The sequence below is a fragment of the Mesorhizobium sp. NZP2298 genome (assembly GCF_013170825.1).
In the GTDB taxonomy this organism is placed as follows: domain Bacteria; phylum Pseudomonadota; class Alphaproteobacteria; order Rhizobiales; family Rhizobiaceae; genus Mesorhizobium.
The window spans coordinates 3685642-3704865 of record NZ_CP033365.1 but is presented as its reverse complement, the minus strand read 5'-3'; the positions used below and the strand labels follow the sequence as shown (position 1 = coordinate 3704865).

The 19224-nt window shown below is 63.7% G+C and carries 22 protein-coding genes and 1 riboswitch; of the genes, 6 read left to right on the top strand and 16 right to left on the bottom strand.

Features of this window, described 5'->3' with window-relative positions:
* Positions 1-6: 6 nt before the first annotated feature.
* Genes EB231_RS17930 through EB231_RS17900 form a run of 7 tightly spaced genes read right to left on the bottom strand, consistent with a single transcriptional unit; the run spans position 7 to position 6563 of the window.
* On the bottom strand, positions 7-594 hold the full coding sequence (locus tag EB231_RS17930; protein WP_172350043.1) for an NAD(P)H-dependent oxidoreductase: 588 nt from the start codon (positions 592-594) through the stop codon (positions 7-9).
* Positions 594-1175: an NAD(P)H-dependent oxidoreductase gene (locus EB231_RS17925; protein WP_172350042.1), complete on the bottom strand. Its 582-nt coding sequence runs from the start codon at positions 1173-1175 to the stop codon at positions 594-596. Before EB231_RS17925 ends, EB231_RS17930 begins: the two co-directional genes overlap by 1 nt.
* Entirely contained in the window at positions 1175-2578 is a 1404-nt protein-coding gene (locus EB231_RS17920) for an FAD-binding oxidoreductase (protein ID WP_172352948.1), read from the bottom strand. The genes EB231_RS17925 and EB231_RS17920 overlap by 1 nt, the downstream gene beginning before the upstream one ends.
* Entirely contained in the window at positions 2578-3879 is a 1302-nt protein-coding gene (locus tag EB231_RS17915; RefSeq protein WP_172350041.1) for a cytosine deaminase, read from the bottom strand. The genes EB231_RS17920 and EB231_RS17915 overlap by 1 nt, the downstream gene beginning before the upstream one ends.
* Positions 3880-3883: 4 nt before the next feature.
* A complete protein-coding gene (locus EB231_RS17910; RefSeq protein WP_172350040.1) occupies positions 3884-4735 on the bottom strand; it encodes an ABC transporter permease in 852 nt (283 codons plus the stop codon).
* Positions 4722-5546 (bottom strand): ABC transporter ATP-binding protein, encoded by an 825-nt coding sequence (locus EB231_RS17905; RefSeq protein ID WP_172350039.1) that lies wholly within the window; start codon positions 5544-5546, stop codon positions 4722-4724. Before EB231_RS17905 ends, EB231_RS17910 begins: the two co-directional genes overlap by 14 nt.
* Before the next feature lie 12 nt (positions 5547-5558).
* Positions 5559-6563: an ABC transporter substrate-binding protein gene (locus EB231_RS17900; RefSeq protein ID WP_172350038.1), complete on the bottom strand. Its 1005-nt coding sequence runs from the start codon at positions 6561-6563 to the stop codon at positions 5559-5561.
* A 267-nt stretch (positions 6564-6830) separates the two neighbouring features.
* Between EB231_RS17900 and EB231_RS17895 the strand changes: the two genes are divergently transcribed.
* Complete coding sequence (locus tag EB231_RS17895) at positions 6831-7214, top strand: RidA family protein (RefSeq protein WP_172350037.1); 384 nt, start codon at positions 6831-6833, stop codon at positions 7212-7214.
* Between the two features lie 153 nt (positions 7215-7367).
* Positions 7368-8171, top strand: coding sequence for a creatininase family protein (locus EB231_RS17890; protein ID WP_172350036.1), 804 nt, complete (start codon positions 7368-7370; stop codon positions 8169-8171).
* A 5-nt stretch (positions 8172-8176) separates the two neighbouring features.
* On the opposite strand, the gene EB231_RS17885 is transcribed toward EB231_RS17890, so the two are convergent.
* Together EB231_RS17885 and cobD are read right to left on the bottom strand one after the other, a co-directional pair.
* Positions 8177-8686: a tyrosine phosphatase family protein gene (locus EB231_RS17885; protein ID WP_172350035.1), complete on the bottom strand. Its 510-nt coding sequence runs from the start codon at positions 8684-8686 to the stop codon at positions 8177-8179.
* Positions 8683-9729, bottom strand: a complete 1047-nt coding sequence (cobD, locus tag EB231_RS17880; protein ID WP_172350034.1) for a threonine-phosphate decarboxylase CobD — start codon at positions 9727-9729, stop codon at positions 8683-8685. Before cobD ends, EB231_RS17885 begins: the two co-directional genes overlap by 4 nt.
* Between cobD and cbiB the strand changes: the two genes are divergently transcribed.
* Positions 9728-10702 carry an adenosylcobinamide-phosphate synthase CbiB gene (gene cbiB, locus EB231_RS17875; protein ID WP_172350033.1) on the top strand — a complete coding sequence of 325 codons (975 nt, stop codon included), beginning with the start codon at positions 9728-9730 and terminating at the stop codon, positions 10700-10702. The genes cobD and cbiB overlap by 2 nt on opposite strands.
* Here cbiB and cobO read toward each other — a convergent pair.
* Genes cobO through EB231_RS17855 form a run of 4 tightly spaced genes read right to left on the bottom strand, consistent with a single transcriptional unit; the run spans position 10699 to position 12839 of the window.
* Complete coding sequence (gene cobO / locus EB231_RS17870) at positions 10699-11328, bottom strand: cob(I)yrinic acid a,c-diamide adenosyltransferase (RefSeq protein WP_172350032.1); 630 nt, start codon at positions 11326-11328, stop codon at positions 10699-10701. The genes cbiB and cobO overlap by 4 nt on opposite strands.
* A gap of 1 nt (position 11329) precedes the next feature.
* Positions 11330-11845 (bottom strand): bifunctional adenosylcobinamide kinase/adenosylcobinamide-phosphate guanylyltransferase, encoded by a 516-nt coding sequence (gene cobU / locus EB231_RS17865; RefSeq protein ID WP_172350031.1) that lies wholly within the window; start codon positions 11843-11845, stop codon positions 11330-11332.
* Positions 11838-12644: a CbtA family protein gene (locus EB231_RS17860; RefSeq protein WP_172350030.1), complete on the bottom strand. Its 807-nt coding sequence runs from the start codon at positions 12642-12644 to the stop codon at positions 11838-11840. Before EB231_RS17860 ends, cobU begins: the two co-directional genes overlap by 8 nt.
* A gap of 15 nt (positions 12645-12659) precedes the next feature.
* A complete protein-coding gene (locus EB231_RS17855) occupies positions 12660-12839 on the bottom strand; it encodes a CbtB domain-containing protein (protein ID WP_027029535.1) in 180 nt (59 codons plus the stop codon).
* Positions 12840-12875: 36 nt separating this feature from the next.
* Positions 12876-13073, bottom strand: a riboswitch (cobalamin riboswitch).
* 144 nt (positions 13074-13217) lie between these two features.
* Between EB231_RS17855 and EB231_RS17850 the strand changes: the two genes are divergently transcribed.
* Positions 13218-14387 carry an aromatic ring-hydroxylating oxygenase subunit alpha gene (locus tag EB231_RS17850; protein ID WP_172350029.1) on the top strand — a complete coding sequence of 390 codons (1170 nt, stop codon included), beginning with the start codon at positions 13218-13220 and terminating at the stop codon, positions 14385-14387.
* A 3-nt stretch (positions 14388-14390) separates the two neighbouring features.
* On the opposite strand, the gene EB231_RS17845 is transcribed toward EB231_RS17850, so the two are convergent.
* Entirely contained in the window at positions 14391-15590 is a 1200-nt protein-coding gene (locus EB231_RS17845; protein WP_172350028.1) for an MFS transporter, read from the bottom strand.
* Between the two features lie 207 nt (positions 15591-15797).
* Here EB231_RS17845 and EB231_RS17840 point away from each other — a divergent pair, with 207 nt between their 5' ends.
* Positions 15798-16796: a heparan-alpha-glucosaminide N-acetyltransferase gene (locus EB231_RS17840; protein ID WP_172350027.1), complete on the top strand. Its 999-nt coding sequence runs from the start codon at positions 15798-15800 to the stop codon at positions 16794-16796.
* Positions 16793-17269: a methyltransferase family protein gene (locus tag EB231_RS17835; protein ID WP_172350026.1), complete on the top strand. Its 477-nt coding sequence runs from the start codon at positions 16793-16795 to the stop codon at positions 17267-17269. Before EB231_RS17840 ends, EB231_RS17835 begins: the two co-directional genes overlap by 4 nt.
* Before the next feature lie 6 nt (positions 17270-17275).
* Here EB231_RS17835 and EB231_RS17830 read toward each other — a convergent pair whose 3' ends face one another.
* The gene (locus EB231_RS17830) at positions 17276-17662 is read right to left on the bottom strand and encodes a MerR family transcriptional regulator (RefSeq protein ID WP_006203215.1); all 387 of its coding nucleotides are present in this window, start codon (positions 17660-17662) and stop codon (positions 17276-17278) included.
* A 137-nt stretch (positions 17663-17799) separates the two neighbouring features.
* Entirely contained in the window at positions 17800-19212 is a 1413-nt protein-coding gene (gene mgtE / locus EB231_RS17825) for a magnesium transporter (RefSeq protein WP_172350025.1), read from the bottom strand.
* Positions 19213-19224: the final 12 nt, after the last annotated feature.

Below are 19224 nucleotides of genomic sequence, written 5' to 3'. Positions count from 1 at the left end.
CTGCTTCTAAAACCGCTCCAGCTTCGCCCGCACCTTTGCTAGAAACGCCGATCTCGTTGCCGGCGTCGAGGCATCCATCAAATAATGCGCCAGGAAAAACGTCTTGCAGCGCGTCGCGCACAGTGCCCGCATGCCGCGCAGCAAGGTCTTGCGTCCGGGCTGTCCAACGACGACGCTCCACCAGGTCGGCGCGCCGCAGGTGGTGATGACGCCGACCTTGGTGACATGCCTCATCAGCGATGTGATCCGCCCCTTGCCCGCCGGCAGCTTGAAGGCGACATCGGTCGCCCACACCCGGTCAAGCCAGCCCTTCAGCATCGCCGGTAACCCGTACCACCAGGTCGGATAGACGAACAGGATCGCTTCAGCCCAGGCGAGCAGTTCGAAATGCGGCTTCAGCGCGGGATCGCGCGGCGCCTGGTCATTGTAGGTGCGCCGCTCGTCACAACCCATCACCGGATCGAATTTCTCGGCATAGAGATCGAGCAGCCGCACCTCCCAGCCTCTTGCCTTCAGCACATCGAGAGCGGTGTCGCGGACCGCTGCGCAAAAACTCTCCGGCACCGGATGGCAGTAGACCACGAGGACCCGCATCAGAACGCATCCATGCTCGCCGCAACCTTCGTCATGAAGGACTTCCGTGTTTCGTCGGTCGACAGGTTCATTGCGTAGTGCGCGAGGTAGGTGACCGGCGCGCCTGGCTTTACCGTCGCGCGCAGCATGCGCTTGATCAGCCTGCGTGGCGGATCGCCCATCAGCATGGCGCGAAACCGGCTGCCGCCATAGGTGGTGACGGCCGCGACCTTCCTGATGTTGTGCAGGGACGGCTGCACCTTGCCGTCGACCAGCTTGAACGACACGCCAGGCAGGAACACGCGATCGAAGAAGCCCTTCAGGATCGCCGGAAATCCGTAGTTCCAAACAGGATAGGAAAGCACCAGCGCATCGGCCCGCAGCAGACGTTCGACATAGGGCGCCGCGGGGTCTGCGGAGCCGCGCTGGTCATGATAGTCCAGCCTCTCCTGGCGCGTCAGCCTTGGATCGAAATTCTCGGCGTAGAGGTCGCAATCATCGATCGTATGGCCCGCCGCCATCAGCCGCTCGACGACCAACTGGTGCAGGCCGGCATTGAAGCTGGTCTCGACCGGATGGGCGTAGAGGACGAGGATGTTCATCAGCCTGCCTTTTGCAGCCCCTTGAACAAAAAAGTCCGCCCGGAGCGGTAGTCGTAGTCCGGATTTTCCCAGGCGATCATCTTGCCGGGGTTAAGAAGGCCTTGCGGGTCCGTCTCGCGCTTGAAGGCGAGCTGCAAGGCATCCGTCTGCTTCATGCCGCCCTCTTCCAGCGTATAGCGGTGCGGGTTGAAGATCGGGCAGCCATTCTCCTCATGCAGCCGCACGATCTCGTCGAGCCGCGCCTCGGTGGTGAACTTCACCAATGGCAGGCCGAAACAGGTGATGTTGCCGTCGAGCCGCACGAATTCGAGATGCGAGAACACTTCGCCGGGGAACATTGCATCCATTTTCTCGACCAGCGCCAGCTGGTTGGGAAAGGGATAGAGCGATTGCAGATAGGTGATGTCGGGGTCGACACGCAGTGCCCTGAGCGTGGTGTGGTTCCAGGCCAGCTCGTAGGCCGGCGGCAGGCCCTTTTTCTCCTCCGGCGTCGCTGTGGCCGCGTTGAAGATAACCTCGCCGCCGGCGCGCCGGGTGAAGGCAAGGAAGGCATCCAGCCCATGCTGCGCCACCAGGACGACGCAGATGCTTTGCCCTTCCCTGAAAAACTTCTGATGCCGCTTGAAATAAAGCTGCGGCACGGGTGCGGCGATCGGGGTGATAAGCTTGGTCAGGATGCCGTCCTGGCAAGCGAGCGCATTGCCGTAGCGCGCCGCGCCCATGAAGGCATCGAAGCCGACAATGACATCGACCCAGTCATAGGCCGCGGTCAGCGGCATCTCGACTTCGGTGATGATGCCGTTCGTACCGTAGGCGTGGGTCACCTTGTGCAAATCCTCGCCGGTGAGTTCGAGCGCTTTTGGTTCGGCCTCCATCGTCACCACGCGCAGGCGAAGCACATTGCCGAAATCGCGCAACCCGCCGAAATTGATCGAGCCGACGCCGCCCGAACCGCCGGCGATGAAGCCGCCGATCGAGGCCGTGTTGTAGGTCGAGGGCGAGAGCCTGAGTTCCTGGCCGGAATGCGCCCGCGTCGCCTTGTCGATATCCGCCAGCACCGCGCCCGGCCCGGTCACCACGCGCCCCGGCGCGATCGACTTGATCTCGTTCATCTCGGCGAGGTTGAGCACGACACCGCCCGACAGCGGCATTGCCTGCCCATAATTGCCCGTGCCGCTGCCGCGCGGCGTCACCGGTACGCCATGCCGATGACAGGCGGCCAGCACGCGGATCAGTTCGGCCTCGGTTTTCGGCGTCACGACCAGGTCGCCGGTGACATGGTCGAGCTGCCGCTTCAGCACCGGGCTGTACCAGTAGAAGTCGCGGCTCTTCTGCTGGACGATGGCCGGATTGTCGTCGAGCTTTATCCCGTCGAGATCGCGTTTGAGCGCCGAGACGTCCATCATTCCACCATCAGTTCGTCGAGCTCGGCATAGTCGGGCAATTGCCGGTCGATCGCGCGTCCGGCGCGCACGACGATGCGATCCGATTCGGGCCGCGACAGCAATTCCGTCCAGCTTCGACCTTTGAACAGAATGAAATCGGCACCGCCGCCGGCGGCAAGCGTGCCGAAGCCATCAAGCCGCATCACCTTGGCCGGCGTCGCGGTGACCGCTTGCGGCCAGTCGGCGACCGGATGGTCGAAATGCAGGATGCGCGTCGCCATGCGATAGACCTCCAGCACGTCGAGGTCGCCATAGGCATAGAAGGGATCGCGTGTATTGTCGGAAGCAACTGCCACCGGAATGCCCCTCGCCTTCATCTCATGCAGCAGCGTGACGCCGCGCCAGCGCGGCGTGGTGGCGTCGACACGCCGGTCCTGCAGATAGAGATTGCACATCGGCAGAGAAACGATCGCCAACCCGGCCTTCGCCACCTTGTCCAGCGTGTCCAGAACCTCGAGATCGGGCTGCCGTGCCAGCGAGCAGCAATGGCCGACGAGGATATTGCCCTCGAAGCCGCTCCAAAGCGCTGCCTCGGCGATCTTCTTCAGCGAGATGGCAGCAATGTCGTCGGTCTCGTCGGCATGGAAATCGAGATCGAGCCCATGCTTGATCGCCTGCGCGAAGACATGGTCGAGCAGCTCTTCCAGGTCCGGCACCATATAGGTGACGACGCCGAGTACGCCCTTGGCGGCAGCCACCCGCTTTGCCAGCCTGTCGAACCATGTCTTGTCGCGCACGCCCTCGATGCCGAGAAGGCAGGCGCCCTGCAGCTCGATGCGGCCGCGCCATGTCTCGCGCATCGTCTCGAACACCGGCCAGGAGATTTCCTCCTGCGGCGCGACACTGTCGAGATGGGTGCGCAGCGCCCTGGTGCCATGCGCGTAGGCCGAGCGCAGTGAAAAATCCATGCGCCGCGCCACGTCCTGCGCGCTCCAGCGCGCGACGCGGTCGGCGCCGGTGGCGTTCAACGCTCCCATGAAAGTGCCGTCGGGATTGGGTTTTCGCGGCCAGATATGGCCCTTGTCGATATGCGTATGGCAGTCGACGAAACAGGGCAAGATGATGCGGCCGTGAAGGTCGATAGCATCGGCGGGCGCCTTCGGTCGGCCATGCGCGGTGATGCTGGAAATCTTGTCGTCGGCGACAGAAATATCGGCGAGCGCAAAGCCATCGCCGTCAAAGGCCGCGGCAAGTCCGGGCGTCAGCGACGCATGAACGCGAGCGTTGGCGAGATGGTATGAACCTGTGTTCGGAATCAAGGACCTACCGCTCCTGTTTCAGCGCGCTTTCGTGCCAGCGCCGCAGAATGAGATGCGAAATCAGCGACAGCACGAGGAAGATCAGGATGCCGGTCAGCGAGATCAGGAACAGCGCCGCGAACAGCCTCGGCGCGTTCAGCCGGTAGCCGGCCTCGATGATGCGCGAGGCAAGTCCCGACGACTGGCCGGTGGCGCCGGCGACGAACTCGGCCACCACGGCGCCGATCAGCGATAGGCCGCCGGCGATCTTCAAGCCCCCGAGGAAATAAGGCATTGCCGCCGGCAGCCGCAGATATCGCAATTGCTGCCAGCGCGTCGCGCCGTTGAGCTTGAACAGGTCGCGCAGATTGCGGTCGACGGAGTTGAGGCCAAGCGTGGTGTTGGACAGGATCGGGAAGAAGGCGACGATCCAGGCGCAGAGCAGGAGCTTGGTCGTCTGGTTGTTCACATAGATATTGATCAGCGGAAAGATCGCCACGATCGGCGTCACCTGCAGCACGATGGCGAAGGGGAAGAACGACATCTCCACCCATTTCGACTGCGCGAACAGCACCGAAAGGCCAACGCCGCCGATGACGGCCAGGGCCAGGCTGAGAAAGGTGATACGCAAGGTGACCAGCAGCGAGGAGAACAGCAGGCCGGCATCGTTGTAGAGCGTCTGCAGCACCACGCCGGGGCGCGGCAGGATATATTGCGGGATCTCGTTCCAGACGCAGATGCGGTCCCACAGCCAGATCGCCAGGATCATGATCGCCAGCGGCAGCACCCAACGGCCGACCCGCTCGAGCCGCTCCTGGCGCACGCGGCGCGCTTCCTCGGGGTCGAGTTTGAGCACCCCTTCGTCAATGACCGTCATGATGCGCGCCTGCTGTTGAATTGATGGCATTGACCAGCACGTCCGAGGCTTGCCGGCACAGTGCCGCGTAGTCCGGCGAGGTCCGAAACGCCTCGTCGCGCGGATAGGAAGCCTCGATGGCGAGCTCGTCGAACACCCTGCCCGGCCGCGCCGCCATGACGACGACGCGGTTGGAAAGGAACACGCTCTCAAAGACGCTGTGGGTGACGAAGACGACGGTGAAGCGTTCGTCCTGCCAAAGCTCCAGCAGATCGTTGTTGAGCTTGAAGCGGGTGATCTCGTCCAGTGCCGCGAACGGTTCGTCCATCAAAAGCACGCGCGGCTTGGTTACCATGGCCCGCGCGATGGACACACGCATCTTCATGCCGCCCGACAGTTCGCGCGGCACGGCGTGCTCGAAGCCGGTCAGGTGGACCCGCGCCAGCATCTCATTTATCGCCGGGGCAGCCTTGGCGCGGGAAATGCCTTTCAGCCTGAGCGGCAGCCAGACATTGTCGAAGACGCTGGCCCAGGGCAGCAGCGTCGGTTCCTGGAAGACGAAGCCGATATTGGCGCGGTCGAGCGAACCACCGCCGCGCCAGTCGAGCACGCCGGAGGTCGGCGTCGACAGGCCGGCGATCAGCCGCAGCGCCGTCGACTTGCCGCAGCCGGACGGCCCGAGCAGGCTAAGGAAATCGCCTTCCCGGATCGTCAGGTCGACAGCGCTCAGTGCCGTCACGCCGTTGGAAAACACCTTGCCGACGCCGCGCAGCGCCAGCAAGGCCGGAGCGACGTCCGACGCCGGCGCTTGCGCCACCTTTTCCCCTATCATGCCCAGGCTGGCCTATTTCTTCAGGTCGAGCCCGACACCCTTGTTGACGAAGGCCAGCGTGTAGGCCTTGGTGATGTCGATGCCATCAGGCGTGACCTTGGCCTTGACCATCTTGTCGTAGAAACTCTTGATCCGTGCATCGGTCATGGCGCCGATGCCGAGCTTTTCGGTATCGCCGGAATCGGCAAGCCCGAACTTCTTCATCTGCTCGATCGAAAAGGCGATCTGCTCATCCGTCATGTCAGGATTGTCTTTCTTGATCATGTCGTTGGCGGCCTTGTTGTCGCCGTAGAGGTACTTGTACCAGCCCTTGGCCGAGCCATCGACGAAGCACTGGACCACTTCCGGTTTCTTGTCGATCGTGTCCTGCATGACCTCGATCGTCGTCGAGTAGGTGTCCCAGCCATAGTCGGCGAGCAGGAACTGGTTGGGCACGAAGCCGCCTTCCTTCTTGACCGCGAACGGCTCCGACGTGACGTAGCCCTGCTGGATCGACTTCTTGTTGGCGAGGAAAGGAGCGGTGTTGTAGGTGTAGGGTGCGCGCTTGGCGGCGTCGAAGCCAAGTGCCGTGACCATCCACTGGAAGAAGGTCTGCACGCCTTCATCGCCCAGAATGTATTGGTCGGCGTTCTTGAGGTCTTCCCATTTGTCGAGCCCCTCGCCGGGATGGGACATGATGACCTGTGGGTCCTTCTGGAAATCGGCGGCCACGACGCGCATCGGAATGCCTTGCTGGACGGCATCGAAGGCCGACAACAGGTTGCCTCCCATGTAGAAATCGATCTTGCCGGCCAGCAGCATCGGCCGGCCGCTGACCTGCGGGCCGCCCTGCATGATCGTGACGTCGAGGCCGCAAGCGGCATAGGTGCCGTCCGCCACGGCCTGGTAATATCCACCATGTTCCGGCTCGGCCAGCCAGTTGGTGCCGAAGGTCACCTTTTCATTCGCCGCGGCCCCCAGTGTGCTGGCGGCAAGCAAGGCCACCACCGCCACCGAGGTCTTCTGTTTTGCGTACATCGACAACCACCCTTTGTTTGCTCCGGCGCGCCTCGCGCCAGGCTCGACACCAAAGATTCAAGAAGCAAGACACATGCCACCGGCGTCTCGCGCCGGGACCCGCCGGCTTGCACCACAGCCATCTGCGAAAGCCGGATAGGTCGTGCTGCACCGGAGGCATCGTGCCTATTTTTTGAACGCCTGTCCACAATCGCACCAGCGACATCCCAGGCCATCTTGAAGCTGTAGTGAATACGGCCTTAGGCTGACGGCATCCAGGAGATTGCCATGTTCAGATTCCTCACCCCCAAGTCGATCAAGCCTCCCTTTGCCCGCTACAGCCACGGCGTCGAAGTGCCCGCCGGCAAGCGGCTGGTGCTGTGCTCGGGCCAGGTCGCCATCACGGCGGACGACCAGATCCCCGAGGATGCCGGCGCCCAGGCCGAGCTCTGCTTCCGCAACGTCGAGGCGATCCTCGGAGAGGCCGGGCTGGGACTCGGGGATATCGTGCGCATCAACGCCTACGTCACCGACCGCGCGCATCTGCGGCCCTATATGGATGTCCGCGATCGGCTGTTTTCAAGCCCGGCGCCGGCTTCGACACTTATGATCGTTTCCGGCTTTGCCCGGCCCGAATTCAAGGTCGAGGTCGAAGCCATCGCTGCCGGGTGATCGACAGGCCGCCCATGCCGCGCTAGAGCAACTCCAGGAAAAGTGTGAAACGGTTTTCCCTAGGGAATTGCGTCAAAACAAAGAGTTAGAGCGGTTCGTCGTTTCCGTGAAACGGTGAACTGCTCTCTGCCCTGAGCATTGAAGAGGCATGATATGACCGTAGCCAAAAGACGAGTCTGGTGGGGTGACTACCGGACCACAGAATACGCCTCGATCGATCCGGAGGCGACGATCGCCGTCCTGCCGGTGGCGGCGATCGAGCAGCATGGCCCGCATCTGCCTGTCTCGACCGATACCTCGATCATGAACGGCATGCTCGACACGGTGATCGCCCGCCTGCCCGACGATCTGGACATCCGCATCCTGCCGGTCCAGGCGGTCGGCAAGTCGAATGAGCATCTGCACGCGCCGGGCACGCTCACCCTGCCCGCAACGACTCTGGTCGAGGCCTGGACCGAACTTGGCGTGTCGATCGCACGCGCCGGCGTGCGCAAGCTCATCTTCGTCAATTCGCATGGCGGCAACGAAGAGATCATGGGCATCATCACGCGCGAATTGCGGGTGCGCGAAAGGATGCTGGCGGTGAAGACGAGCTGGCAGCGTTTTGGCCGGCCGGCCGGCATGTATACCGAACTCGAGGATCGTCACGGAATCCATGGCGGCGATGTCGAGACCTCGCTGATGCTGCATTTCCGGCCGGATCTCGTCGACATGGCCAAGGCCGAGAATTTCGTTTCCAACGTCGCCGGGGCCGAGAAGGAATTCTCGCTGCTGCGCCATACCGGCACCCACGCCTTTGCCTGGATCGCCGGCGATCTCAACCCGAACGGGGTGGTCGGCGATGCAAGCATCGCGACATCGGAAAAAGGCCGGCTGACAGCGGAACATCAAGCCGACGGGTTCATCAGCCTGCTCAGGGATGTGCGCAAGGCAAAGCTAGCCGATTGGCTGAAATAATCGGCTTAGATATCGATCTTCAGCTCGAACGGCGTGCCCTCAAACGCGTCGGCGCCGCGCCCGATCGAATGGATCGCCTCGATCATTCGGCCATCGCGCTCCAGCAGCGCGTCGGCCACCGCAATCAAGCGCGGATTGGGTGTCGCCGATGGCGACAGTGTCCGCAGCGTCCGAGCCAGTTCGACCTCGTCGCGCTTCGGCGCGAGCGCGGCGGCGATGATGTAGGCCGAAGCCGTCGAGCGGCTGATGCCGGCATAGCAATGCACGACCATGGGCTTCGCCCGGTCCCAGCGGCGCGCGAAATCGAGCAGGTTGCGCACATGCTCCTCGCCCGGCATGGTCATGCCGTCCTGAGCCACCGCGATATCGTGCATGACCAGGTGCAGATGATTTTCTCTCGATATCGATGCCGGACGCGTCACATCCGTTCCGACGGAGAGCAGCGACAGCATGCGGTCGGCACCGGCCCTGGCCACCGTCTCCTCGATCTTCGACAACGAACAGACATGGATCATGGTGTTGAACCCTTTGATCGATCCTCGTGCCGCGTCGCCCAACCGGCAAGGGCCGATTCGAGCCGCAGCCATTCCTCCTGACTCCCCGGCAGGCCGGCGCGCAGGACATGCGGCCGGCTGGAGAAATGCCGAAGCAGGACGCCACGCTCGCCAAGCGCTGAAAACAGGCCAGCGGCATCCGGCAGGCTGAGATAGCGGAACAACGTGGTGCCGCCCACGACAGGCACGCCGAAACGATCGAACAATGTGTCCAGCCGCGCCGCCGCGTCCGCCAGGGAGCCCCGCATCGTTTCCTGCCAACCGATATCGGCAAGCGCGCGGATGCCGTATTCCAGCGCCGGGCCGGCAACAGCCCATGGCCCGAATTGCGATTCCAGAGATTCCACCGTCGCTGCATCCGAAAGCGCGAAGCCGAGCCGCAGGCCGGCCAGGCCGAAGAACTTGCCGAACGAGCGCAGCACGACGATGCCGCCTTGATCGACGTCACCGGCGAGGCTGTGCTGGCGCGGGCCGACATCCATGAACGCTTCGTCGACGACCAGCAGCCCGCCTTTTGCACGCAGCCCGGCGGCCAGCGCCAGCAGCCGGTCGCGCTCGATCACGCGACCGTCGGGATTGTTGGGATTGACGATGACGGCAAGGTCAGCCTGCGCCAGCGCCGCGAAATCGCTGACTTCGCTCACCTCGTGACCGGCGATCGCGGCGGCACGCGCATGTTCGGCATAGGTCGGCCCCAGCACCAACGCCTTGCCAGGCCTGACCCGCGACGCCACGCGCGGCAACAGGATCTGCGTGCCGGGCGCCGCGACGACGTTGGCTGGCGACGGCGCGCCGTAGGTTCTGGCCGCTATCTCTGTCAGCTCACGCGCTCGCCCGGCTTCCGGCAATCGCCACAGCGAGGTGGCGGGCAGGTCGAAAAGCGGGTAGGAGTGCGGATTGATACCGGTAGAGAGGTCGACGAAAGGCAATACGGCGTTGGGGAAAAGCACCCTCGCCCGGCCGAGACTTCCACCATGGTCCACCGCTCCTTCAAGAAGCTTCATGTCAGTCCTGATCGCTTTCCTGTCATTGGCCGTCGAATTCGCCCTCGGTTACCCGGATTGGCTCTTTCGCGCCATCGGCCATCCGGTGACGTGGTTCGGCAGGCTGATATCCTTTCTCGATCGCAGGCTCAACCGCGCCACTGATCCCGACGCACTACGTCGCCAACGCGGTGTCCAGGCACTTCTGGTCATCGTGCTGGTGCCGGCGGCGATCGGCCTTTGCGTACAGCTTGTCCTGCTCTGGTTCGTTCCCCTGGGACTGATCGTTGCCGCCCTTCTGGCGACATCGCTTCTGTCGCAGAAGAGCCTTTACGAACATGTCGAATCCGTCGCCGACGCGCTCGATACAGGCGGGCTGGCCATGGGCCGTGTCGCCGTCTCGCGAATCGTTGGCCGTGATCCCGAAGCGCTCGACCGCGCCGCCGTCTGCCGTGCGGCGATCGAAAGCCTGGCGGAGAATTTTTCCGACGGGATCGTCGCTCCCGCCTTCTGGACCGGTGTCGGCGGGCTGGCCGGCGGCGCCGCCTACAAGGCCGCCAACACCGCCGATTCGATGATCGGCCACCGCACCCCGCGCCACGAGGCCTTCGGCTGGGCGGCGGCGCGCTTCGACGACTGGATCAACCTGCCGGCCTCTCGGCTGACGGCGCTGCTGATCGTGCTGGCGGCTTTCCTGGTCAGGGACGCCGATCCCCGCAGCGCCTGGCACGCGGTGTGGCGCGACGCGAAAAAACATCGCTCGCCCAACGCCGGCTGGCCGGAAGCGGCCATGGCCGGCGCGCTCGGTCTGGCACTGGCCGGGCCGCGCAGCTATGGCGGCGTGCTGGTCGATGATGTCTTCATGGGTGAAGGCGGCCGCCGCGACGTCGACAGCGGCGACATCAGGCGGGCGCTGAAACTCTACCGCGTCGCTGACTATCTGCTGATCGCGCTGTTCGGCTTGGTCTCGGTTGTCGCGGTTCTGGCGTTCTAGAACTCGATCCCCTGCTGGGCTTTCACGCCTGCCGAAAAGTGGTGCTTGGTCACGGCCATTTCGGTGACCAGGTCGGCCGCTTCGACCAGTGCCGGCTTGGCGTTGCGGCCAGTGACGACGACATGCAGTCCCTCGCGACGCGCTTTCAGCGCTGCGACCACCTTGTCGAGATCGAGATAGTCGTAGCGCAATGCGATATTGAGCTCGTCGAGCACGACAAGGCTGATGGACGGATCGGCCATCAACTCCAGCGCCTTGGCCCAGGCGGCTTCGGCAGCGGCGATATCGCGTTTCAGATCCTGCGTCTCCCAGGTGAAGCCCTCGCCCATCGCGTGCCAGACGACGCGGTCGCCGAAGGTTGCGAAAGCATCCTTCTCGCCCGTGTGCCACTTGCCCTTGATGAACTGGACGACGCCGACGCGCTTCCCATAGCCGAGCATGCGGAGCGCCAAACCGAACGCTGCTGTCGTCTTGCCCTTGCCCGGGCCGGTGTTGACGATCAGCAGGCCCTTCTCGATCGTCTTGGCCGCCACCTCGGCGTCCTGCACCGCCTTGCGCTTGGCCATCTTGGCGCGGTGGCGCTCTTCGTCCCGGTCTTCGGTGGTCTTGCCGTCGATATCGGTCATCTCATTTCACCTTGAGTGGCAGCCCCGCCACCATCAGCAGCACCGTATCGGCGATCGCCGCGATCTGCTGGTTGAGTCGACCGGCCTCATCACGAAAGCGGCGCGACAGCGCATTGTCCGGCACGATGCCTTGCCCGACTTCGTTGGATACCACGAACCACGGCCCGCGAGGTCGCGACAACACATCCGCCAGCCGCCGGCACTCAAACCCAAGGTCATGGTCTGCCAGCAAGTGATTGGTCAGCCACAGCGTCAGGCAGTCGACCAGCACCGGGTGGCTATCGGGCAAGGCCTCGAGCGCGCCGGCGAGGTCGAGCGGCGCATCGATAGTCGTCCAGCCCGCGCCGCGCCGCGCCCGATGCAGCGCTATGCGCTCGCGCATCTCGTCGTCATAGGCTTGCGCGGTGGCGATATAGGCCCATGGCGAGGGCAACGCCGTCGCCAGGGTTTCGGCGTGCGCGCTCTTTCCCGAGCGCGCACCACCAATGATGAAGCTCAGCTTGCCGCGATCAGGCAAAGCTGTCGCGCAGGCTGGTCGCGGTGCCGGTGAAGCGTCCGCGCACCACGCCGACGACGGCGCCAAGCATCAGCCAGAACACCAGATTGGTCAGCGTCACCGCCACCACGAACTGGTGGTGCAGGCCTTCCGGGATCGGTGTCTCGAAGCTATCGGGCTGCGGCGCGCCGACGATGTGCGGCGCCACGATCAGCAGCACGGCAAGGATGGCAAGCGGCAACGACTTGCGGAACGCGATCAGGCCAAGCCCGATGGCGGTCGCGACCACCGTTGCCACCCACCAGATCTGGCGCTGCGTGAGGTCGGCCGCCGGCATGGCCGGCAGTTCCGGCGGCAGGCCGAGGCCGGGCGCCAGCGTGAAAACGGCAAAGCCGGCCAGGCCCCAGAACACGCCCTGGCGCCAATTGCCGATGCCTCCGGCGAATTCCGAAACAGCGACCAGGATCAGCGCGAAGCCGATGCCGGTAACGACGTTGGACACCACGTTGAAGGCAAAACGTTCGAAGCCGTCGGCAGGCGCCCAGCCCTCGTCCTCGGCCGGAACAGCCGCTGCGGCCGGAGCCGGGGTGGCAGCGCTCATGGCATTCGATGCTGGCGCGGCGGAACTCATTGCGTTGCCGCTGGCGGCATCAGCCGGCGCCGTGGCATGGTCATGGCTATGGCCGCCTTCGGCCTGTTCGTAGACTTCCGCCTTGAGGATCAGCGGCACGGTGGCATAGGCCTGCATGCAGGCGAGAACGACGCCGGCCACGAGCCCTGCGATCGCCGCGATGAACACGACGTTGCGAAACAGATTCATGATGTCAGATCCTCGTCAGTGGCAGGGAAACGCCATCGAATGCCGGTTGTCATGACCGGCATTGTGGACCGCATCGATATGCGAGAAGCCGACGAAGCCGATGATGAAGGTGCCGAGCAGCGCGGCGAGCGCCAGCTGCATGAAGCGCGACTGCGAGGAAACGGAGGCGCCGAGAGAGACGGAAGCGGTAGTCATGTCTTGTCCTTTCACCCTCCACCCGAGGGCATCGAAGTCAGTTTCCTGTCGCCGGCAGGTCTCCTGGCTCACGGATCAGCGCCCTTCCCCACCTTCCCGAAGACAAATCTTCAGTGGCATATGGAGAGGACTACCGCATACAGTTGCGGGGGCAGCAACGGCATTGGGCAACAAGTCAGCCCGCACCGCATTCCCTCTTGGCTCCAAAATGGAACCGACGACATCGGCGACTATAGGCAGAATCATCGCCTCCGGCAAACCAAATTCCGCCGGTAACCAGCGCGATTACGCCATGCCGCCCACATCCGCCGTCATCGGCACCACAATTGACAATTATGCTGGCCGGGTGTCGGCTGGCCTCTTCACAGGAAGCCAGCCATGCAGCCAATTGCCAGCGAGCGCCATCCCTATAACGGCCTGACCCAAACCGAACCCACCCTGCCCTCATCGGCCTATTGGGATGCAGCGGCCTATCAACTGGACCTCGATGCCATCTGGTACAAGAACTGGCTGCTGGTCTGCCGCGAGGCCGATCTGGCCCAACCGCTGGCCTTTCGCCGATTCCGCATCGGCACGCAGGACATCATCGTGCTGCGCGACGACACCGGCGCGTTACGGGCCTTCCACAACACGTGCCGGCATCGCGGCTCCCAACTTTGCCAGGAGAGCGAGGGCCGGCTGAAGGCGCGGCTGATCACCTGCCCCTATCATGCCTGGTCTTATTCGCTGCGCGGCGACCTCGTGCGCGTGCCGTCGAAATCATTGCCGGACGGCTTCGACAAGGCCGACCATCCGCTCCATCGCGTCGCACTTTCGGTATGGCGCGGCTTCGTGTTCATCAATTTGCAGGAGGACGCGGCGGGCTCCGCGCAGGCATCCTTCGACCCGGCCTCCGGCAATCTCGGCAACTGGCCTCTGGAAACGCTGGTGGCAGGCCATGTGCTGCGCAAGGTGATGCACTGCAACTGGAAGATCTTTTGGGAGAACTTCAACGAGTGCCTGCATTGTCCGGGCGTCCACAAGGACCTGTCGCGGCTGGTGCCGATCTATGGCCGCGGCCTGATGAGCCGGCATGACGACCCCGAATGGACCCGCCACGCCGACAATGACGCGCCGGAGTTTTCCGGTGGTCTGCGGGCGGGCGCCGAAACCTGGTCGAGCGACGGCAAGACCCATGGGCCGGTCTTCTCGGGATTGACACCAGCCGAACGCGCCGCCGGCCAGACCTACGCCACCAGCCTGCCCTCGATGTTCATCGTCGGCCATGTCGACTATGTCAGGACCGTTCGGCTGGTGCCGCTCGGGCCGGAACAGACGGAACTTGTCTCCGAATGGCTGTTCGCGCCCGAAGCGCTGGCCGCGACCGACATCGACAACATCATCGCCTTCGGCACACAGGTGCTGGAGGAGGATGCGGCGATCTGCGAGGTCAACCAGAGAGGCCTGCGCTCGATGCGGCACGCCGCCGGCGTGCTGATGCCCGAGGAATATGAACTGCACCGCTTCCACAACTGGGTGCGCGAACACCACGCAACGCTTTCGCCGTGATCCTCACAGTGACTTCGGCAGATAGCGCCAGGTCACGAAGCCGCACGCCGCCGCCAGCAGGCCGAGCGTGACGAACACCGAACCCAGCCCGAAGAAAGCCAGCACCACTGAATAGACCAGAGGCGGCGTCAGTTCGGAAAAATCGAGATAGGTGCGGTAGACCGCAGCCATCTGCGGCCGTTCATAAGATCGTACCGAACGCATGAAGGCGGTCGAACCCAAGGCGTCGAGCGCGATGGTGAAGAAGGCGCCGCACAACAGGAAGGCGCCGGTGAGCAGCGGCACGCTCTCGCCCACCGCGCCTGCCGCCATAAGCGTTGCCGACATGGCGAAATAGGCAAAGGTCATGGTCATGCGACCGCCAAAGCGTTTTCCGGCCTTGCCCCAGAAGATGGCCATGAACAGCAGCGCATTGCCGGCGGAGACCAAGAGGCCGCCGGCCAGCTCGCCCTGGCCGGTGATCACCATGAACAGCGGCCCATAGACGAAGAACGTCGTCCAGAAGCAGGAGCGGCCAAAGGCGATCAGCCAGGCAAGCCTCAATCTGGGCTGCGCGATGAAGCGGCCGATATTGGCGAGCGGATTGGCCGGCCGGGTCTTGCCGGGCCGGATCGACTGGTTGTCGCCCAGCCGATAGGTCCAGAACAACGCCAGCAAGGCCAGCGCGAACACCGCCACCGCTCCATGCGCCGCGTAGATGCCGAAGCGTGTATAGAGGAAGATGCCGAGCGTCGGCCCGCCGGTCCAGGCGAACATCGACCACGCCATGCGCAGCGATTCGGCCTGCATGAAGTCGGTCTTGCGGATGTGGTCCATGATGTAGAGATTGAGGGTGATCGACAAAGCGCTCGCGCCCATCACCCGGCACAACATCCCGGCCAGTTGCCCGGCAAGCGTATGGGTGACGAAGAACAGCGAGCCGATGGCAAGCAGGCAGGCGCCCGCCGTGTAGACCCAGCGCCTAGCAAAGCGGCGGATCAGCATCGGCATGAACAAGGTCACTGACAGGCCGAGCAGCGCCACGATGGTGTAGAGGATCGAGACGATCTGCTCGTTGTGCAGGATCTCGTAGGCCTGGATCGGGATGACGCTCGACACCGTGGCGCGGGCAAAGGACTCCACCGCGTAGAGCGAGGCGAAGGTGCGCGCATCCGCGGCCTTGAGGGCCGGGAGCCAGATCGGATGGCGCACATGGGTGGACATTGCTTCCCCAAAGCAGAATCACCAGCCAAATCTGCCCTGGCCATTCCCGGGCGATTAAGAGGAAACCGACCCGTTACCGGCCAAAAGCGAAGCCGGTCAAAGGCTTCCCGGCTCTGGCCTAAAGCGTCGCTTGATCCACCCCCTGGCCTTCTTCTGTCCCGTCCAACCGTGATAGTCCTCAGGCGGGCTGAATCAGATCGCGAGACCATGACCATCCATATGCCGACCGCACCCGTTCCGGAGCCATCCAGGCGCATCGTCGCCATCGACATCGTGCGCGGCATCGCGCTGCTGGCCATGGCGAGCTACCATTTCACCTGGGACCTGGAATTCTTCGGCTACACCGATCCGGGCCTCACCGCCTTCGGCTGGTGGAAGATCTACGCACGCTGCATCGCCTCGACCTTCCTGTTCCTGGTCGGCGTCAGCCTGTACCTCGCCCATGGCCGGCAAATCCGCTGGAACGGCTTCTGGAAGCGGTTCGCCATGGTTGCCGGAGCGGCGATCGCCATTTCGGTCGTCACGCGGATTGCCACGCCTGACGGCTTCATCTTCTTCGGAATCCTGCACCAGATCGCGCTCGCCAGCCTGCTCGGCCTCGCCTTCCTGCGGCTGCCCGCGCTGCTGACGCTTGTCATTGCCGCGCTGGTCATCGCGGCGCCCATCTACTTGCGCTTCCAGGCGCTGGATCATCCCTGGCTGTGGTGGATCGGCCTGTCGGCGATCAATCCGCGATCCAACGACTATGTGCCCCTGTTTCCATGGTTCGGCGCGGTGCTTGTCGGCATCGGCGTGGCGAAACTCGCCTCCGCATTCGGCATGCGAGCCCGCCTTGCGAGCCTCGAACCCGGCCGCTGGGCCAATCCGCTGGTCTTCATTGGCCGCCACAGCCTCGCCTTCTACCTGATCCACCAGCCGTTGCTGATCGGCTGCGTGTGGCTGTTCTCGCAACTGATGCCGGCCCAGGTCGAAACCCCGCAGGTCAATTTCCTCAAAACCTGCCAGCGCTCGTGCGAGCAGACGCGCAACGCAACCTTCTGTTCGAGCTATTGCGGCTGCATGCTGACGACGCTCGAGGGCGAAGCCTCTCTTGATCGGCTCGAGAACAACGACCAGACTGCGGAATTCCGGGCGCATCTGGGCGATCTGGCCGGCAGCTGCACGGCCCAGACCGAAGACAAGATGGATGAGGGAGGAACGCAATGACCGAGCCCCAGCCGAAGCCCGGGGTGATCCCGTGGCCGCCGGTTATCTACACCGCGGCGATCGCCATCAGCGTCATCCTCGGCATGCTCTATCCCCTGCCCTGGATCGGCGATCTCCTGGGCGACATCCTGTTCGCGGCGGGCTGGGTGGCATTGTTCGGCGTCGCCGTGCTCTGGTTCACCGCCATCCGCACCATGATGCGGGCCAGGACAACGCTCAATCCCAACGCCGTGCCCGACCATCTCGTCACGACCGGCCCCTTCGGCGTCACCCGCAACCCGATGTATCTGGCCAATACACTGCTGTTGATCGGCGTCGCCTTTGTCTCGGGGATAGCCTGGTTCCTGCTCTTTGCCTTCATCGCCGCCTTCCTCACCCAGAAACTGGCGATCGAGGGCGAGGAAAAGATACTGGCGGCGAAATTCGGCAAGAAATACCGCGACTACGCGAAGCGGGTGCGGCGCTGGATTTGAACAGCGTCAGGTGTTGACGCCAAGCTCCACGAGCCGCTCGACGCAGGATTCCTCGGCTTGGTCGAGTTCGGCCAGCGTCTCCTCGAGGTCGCGGCGCTTTTGCCTCAGATCCTCGCGCTTTTCCTCGATGCGCTTGATCATCAGCTTGAGCTGCCCGACCTCGCCCGGCGGCTCCTTGTACATCTGGATGATTTCGCGAATCTCGTTGATCGAGAAGCCGAGCCTTTTGCCGCGCATGATCTGCCGGATGAGATGGCGGTCGGAGGGACGAAACAGCCGCGTTCGGCCACGCCGCACCGGCTGCACCAGGCCTTCGTCCTCATAGAAACGCAGCGTCCGCGTCGACACGTCGAATTCGCGGGTCAGTTCGGTGATCGAATAATATTCCCGCATTGTCACTCCAAGTCGGAATTCCGGGCGACCGCCACGCGGCGCCGCCTTCTGTCCTGAACCAAACCCTTGGCCGCCGGAATCGACATGGCCCCCGCGCGAGCCTCGCACGGCATTTACGTAAAAGTCAATTGAGGCGACTACCTTACGCCGAACCACCAGCTTGCAAGGCCAAGGAAAGCGAAAAAGCCGACGCAGTCGGTGACGGTGGTGACGAAAACCGCCGACGCCACGGCCGGGTCGATCTTGAACCGGTCGAGCAGCAGCGGGATCAGGATGCCGGCGAGTGCGGCCGCGAACATATTGATGATCATGGCCGCTCCGATGATCCCGCCCAGATTGGGATCGCGAAACCAGACGGCGGCGACGATGCCGATCAGAACGGCAAAGACGATGCCGTTGATGAAGCCCACACCCATTTCGCGGCGGATGATGCGGGCGGCATTGTAGATGTCGAGGTCCTTCGTCGCCAGCGCCCGCACGGTGACGGTCATGGTCTGCGAACCGGCATTGCCGCCCATGCCGGCCACGATCGGCATCAGCACGGCGAGCGCCACGATCCGCTCGATCGTGTGGTCGAACAGGCCGATCACCGATGCCGCCAGAAATGCCGTGACAAGGTTGACCAGCAGCCAGGGAACGCGCGAGCGCGAGGTCGCAAACACTGTGTCGGACAGTTCCTCGTCGCCAACGCCGCCCATGCGCAGCAGATCTTCCTCCGCTTCCTGCTGGATGACGTCGACGACATCGTCGATGGTCAGCACGCCGACCAGCCGCTCATTCTCGTCGACGACCGCGGCTGACAAAAGATCGTACTGCTCGAACTCCCGCGCCGCCTCTTCCTGGTCCATGGTGGCCGGAATGGCGTGGCGCGTCTCGTGCATGACATCCTCGACCTTGACCGCGCGCTTGGTGCGCAGGATCTGGTCGAGGTCGATGGCCCCCAGCAGTTTGAAGGTCGGGTCGATGACGAAGATCTGACTGAAGCGCTCAGGCAGGTTCTTGTCCTCGCGCATGTAGTCGATGGTCTGGCCGATGGTCCAGAACGGCGGCACCGCGACGAACTCGGTCTGCATGCGTCGCCCGGCGGTCTCCTCGGGATAGTCGAGCGAGCGGCGCAGCCTGATCCGTTCGGTGAACGGGAGCTGCGAGAGGATCTCGTCCTGGTCTTCCTTTTCGAGATCTTCGAGAATGTAGACGGCGTCGTCGGAATCGAGTTCCTGCACCGCCTGCGCGATCTGCGCGTTGGGCAGATGATCGACGATCTCCATGCGGATCGCCTCGTCGACCTCGGTCAGCGCGGAAAAGTCGAAATCAGCGCCCAGCAGCTCGACCAAGGCCTGCCGCTGTTCGGGATGCAGCGCCTCGATCAGGTCGCCGAGTTCCGACTGGTGCAGATGGTCGACTTCATGCTTGAGGGTCAGCGTATCGCGATCGGCGATCGCCGCCCCGATCAGGGCAAGGAAAGACGGAAGGACCGCACCGTCCTCGCCATAGATATCGGCGCGGGCATCGTCGGCCGCCTTGGCGGAGGTCGTCTGCTTGTCCTCCACCAGCGCCTCCTG